The organism is Aerococcus sp. L_32, from assembly GCF_050689315.1.
The window spans coordinates 1-3,438 of record NZ_JBOEQF010000223.1 but is presented as its reverse complement, the minus strand read 5'-3'; the positions used below and the strand labels follow the sequence as shown (position 1 = coordinate 3,438).

Genomic DNA, 3,438 nt, shown 5'->3' with positions numbered 1-3,438 from the left:
TGCTTTAGGGAGGCGCACACTATGCAAAAAATATTAGCCATCGCAAACCGTGTAAAGGATTGGCAAATTGACGATATCAAAGCCTTAGCAAATGATTACCAGATAAAAATGGCGGATGAGTTGACCGACACAGACTTCCCCAATATTGAAATTCAATATGGCTGGGATGCTGATTTAGCTGAAAAATATGCAGCAAATGGTTATGATAGCCTTCGCTGGATCCAAGTCCAATTCGCTGGCATCAATCAATTACCTAAAGAAATCGTTGCTGATGAAAAGATTCAAATCACAAACATGAGTGGGATTCATGCGACACCGATTGCAGAGACAGTTTTTGGTTACATCTTGAACTACTACCGGAGTTTACATATTTATAAGGCGCGTGAAGAAAAACAACATTGGGCATATGCCCAACACATGTCTTTGCCTGAAAAGAAAATGGTCGTGTTTGGTGCCGGTAATGTAGGGAAAGAAATCGCTCGTATCGGACAAGCATTCGGTTTAGAAACAGTCGGAGTGAATACATCAGGGCGTGAAGTAGACCACTTTAATCAAACGGTTAAAACAGCGGACGGCTTTGAACAAGTGACCGATGCCAATATCATCGTCAACGTCCTACCAGAAACAGACGCCACACAAAACGTGTTTGATGCTACATATTTCGGTCGTCAAGAAAAAAGCCCCTTATTTATTAATGTGGGTCGTGGTTCTGCCATTGTAGACGGGGACCTAATCGAAGCTATTGATCAAGGTGACATTGCCTATGCAGCCCTTGATGTCTTTAGAGAAGAGCCACTGCCGGCAGAACATCCTTTCTGGGCCCATGAAAAAATTGATGTAACACCGCATATGACTGGTCAAGTAGAACACTTTGCCATCGAAACATATAAAATATTCCAAGCTAACTTAAAAGCTTACGTAGAAAACGGTGATTTAGCCGTCAATGTCGTTTCTAAAGAAAAAGGCTATTAAGAAAATTTGATTCAAATAGACAATAAAAGCATTTGCTTTCCTAAATTTCGAAATAGCAAATGCTTTTTTGATTTTATTTTGCCTTTATTTAGCGTTTAGCGTAACTGGAGGTAGACCTTCAAATTGGCCAACATAAACGCCTGGTTTAATAACTTTTGGCATATTAACGGCACCTGAAGCCACAAACATTCCTGGTTCAATAGCTTTGCCTGTTTCAGCTAATTTTTGTGCCAACCATTGGACTGAATAAGCTGGGTGGCCCATCACCTCTTTTGAAGAACCTTGGGTATATAGTTGACCATCTACTGTTACTGTCCCCATCACATCATCAATTTCTTGATAAGTCCGTTTGACATATTCACCGGCCACTACACCTGCATTGGCTGCCCCATCGGCAATCAATTCAAATTTTGAAATGTTTCCGTACCAGTTGTCATACCGGCAATCAGGAATTTCATAGCCTGTCGCCACCTTGCATTTAGACATAATGGTTTCTACTGAGTCGTCAGGCGAAATGGTTTCTTCAGCCTTGAATATGACTTCAAATTCTAACAAAGGACCCATAAATTTGCTCAGGTCCATATCCGAATCCCAAACACCTTTGTCTGTCATGACGCCGTATAATGGCGTTGTGGTCTTAAAAAATGACTGCTGAATTTTTGCCGACAAGGAAATTTTATAACCTGCAACCTTTTCACCAGCCGCTTTTCTTAAATCTAAAACAGCTTGTTGCACTCGGTAGCCGTCTTCTTCGTTGACAATGCCAAATTTTCCGTATGGTACAGGTACTTTTTCATTGTCTGCTTGATATAGTGTCTTACTAGCGTGAATAATTTCTTGATCCATCATAAGCTTTTTTCTCCTTAGAATTACATAGCGTCTGATGCGCCACCGTCAATATTTACAGCTGCACCACTCACATATGAGGCGGCATCTGAAGCAAGGAAGCTAATCACTTTAGCAGCTTCTGTTGTTTCACCAACACGGCCCATTGGCGTATGCGTATCTTTGGCCTTTTGCTTTGAAAACTCTTCCCAAGTTGGATTTTCTGGGTCATTTTGCCACATCTTCTCAACCTGTTCACTGCGGATATAACCAATACATACCGCATTTGCACGAATATTGTATTCACCGTATTCCTTACTCAATTCCTTGATGACAGCTAAACCAGCTGAACGGGCTGGTGAAGTTGGTACAGACTTAGGACCTGGCGTCTTACCAGAATTTGAAACCACGCTAATAATTGAACCTGAAGCTTGTTTACGCATATAGGGCAATACCTCACGGGTAAAGTTTGCTACACCAATGATTTTGATTTCCAAGTCAAACCGCCATGCATCATTGTCTACTTCTTCAAAAGAGCCCGCTCTATGTCCACCCGCATTGTTCACTAAGATATCAATAGTTCCGTATTTGGCCGCTGTGTCCGCGATGGCCTTTTGGACAGCAGGTAAATCTGTGACGTCAGCTACTGCGTAATCCACTTGAACCCCTGTCGCTTCTTTAATGGCTGTTTGTGCCTCAATTAACCGGTCCTTATGACGAGCAGTAATCACAACTTGCGCGCCTTCCTCAGCCAATGTTTTCGCTGTTTCAAATCCGATACCTCTACTTGCCCCCGTAATGACTGCTACTTTACCTTTTAGTCCTAAATCCATCAAAATCGCCCCTTCATCTTTTAAGTTTTTATTGAATTGAAAAAAGGCTCCACTTAATTTCCAGACTCGTATTATCCTTCACTACTTTTGCCATCACCTAATAAAAAACGACGACCGTTAACAGGCCGCCGTTTTATTAGCTAGAGCCCGCTTCACGTGGAAAAGGACTCTCCTAGAGAAGAATCCTACTTAGCTAATAATAATAAATCTTGTTTTAGATTAAATGGAGACGCAACAAATACGCCAGCATGCATGATATATTTGGAAGATATTCTAAATTGGCGCATTGTTGTCACTCCTTTCATATTGCTAACTACAATTTATCAAAAATAAGATGTAAGTGCAAGGTGATTTTAATTTATTTTTAATTATTTTCTCATTTAAATTACGGGAGGCAATATTTTGGCCAACAAAAAAGGAAGTCCGAAGACTTCCCTCTCAGATCTAGATTCATTAACCCAAATATTTTTTTGCTACTGTTTGGATTGCATTACCATCTGCTTGACCTTTAAATTTGGCCACAGCAGTTTGCATGACTTTACCAAAGTCCTTCATAGATGTAGCGCCAACTTCGTCAATGACTTGTTTGACACCTTCGTCTAATTCAGCCTCTGATAATTGTGCAGGCAAGTATTCTCCGATAATCGCGATTTCAGCAACTGCGTTATCTGCTAGTTCTACATGGTCTGCTTGACGGAATTCTGCTTCCGACTCTTTTCGTTGCTTCAACTCGCGAGCCAAAAGTTCAATTTCTTCATCTTCAGACAATGCACTTCCCTTGTTAATTTCAGCATTTTGAACTGCTGCC

Annotated in this window: 4 protein-coding genes; 1 reads left to right on the top strand and 3 read right to left on the bottom strand. The window is 41.0% G+C overall.

Annotated features, from left to right (window positions below):
• The first annotated feature begins 21 nt into the window (after nucleotides 1-21).
• Nucleotides 22-972, top strand: a complete 951-nt coding sequence (locus tag ACRCJ0_RS10805; RefSeq protein ID WP_431390438.1) for a phosphoglycerate dehydrogenase — start codon at nucleotides 22-24, stop codon at nucleotides 970-972.
• Nucleotides 973-1,056: 84 nt separating this feature from the next.
• Here ACRCJ0_RS10805 and ACRCJ0_RS10800 read toward each other — a convergent pair whose 3' ends face one another.
• The 3 genes from ACRCJ0_RS10800 to ACRCJ0_RS10790 form a co-directional block, all read right to left on the bottom strand.
• Nucleotides 1,057-1,821: a 2-keto-4-pentenoate hydratase gene (locus ACRCJ0_RS10800; RefSeq protein ID WP_431390437.1), complete on the bottom strand. Its 765-nt coding sequence runs from the start codon at nucleotides 1,819-1,821 to the stop codon at nucleotides 1,057-1,059.
• 20 nt (nucleotides 1,822-1,841) lie between these two features.
• Complete coding sequence (locus tag ACRCJ0_RS10795; protein ID WP_431387329.1) at nucleotides 1,842-2,630, bottom strand: SDR family NAD(P)-dependent oxidoreductase; 789 nt, start codon at nucleotides 2,628-2,630, stop codon at nucleotides 1,842-1,844.
• 453 nt (nucleotides 2,631-3,083) lie between these two features.
• Nucleotides 3,084-3,438 (bottom strand): GatB/YqeY domain-containing protein (locus ACRCJ0_RS10790; protein ID WP_431390436.1); only part of this gene is annotated, 355 nt, incomplete at its 5' end.

Excerpts from the sequence above, each read along its gene's own strand:
- ACRCJ0_RS10795 (WP_431387329.1), bottom strand. The coding sequence starts at position 2,630 with ATGGATTTAGGACTAAAAGGTAAAGTAGCAGTCATTACGGGGGCAAGT.
- ACRCJ0_RS10805 (WP_431390438.1), top strand. The coding sequence starts at position 22 with ATGCAAAAAATATTAGCCATCGCAAACCGTGTAAAGGATTGGCAAATT.
- ACRCJ0_RS10800 (WP_431390437.1), bottom strand. The coding sequence starts at position 1,821 with ATGATGGATCAAGAAATTATTCACGCTAGTAAGACACTATATCAAGCA.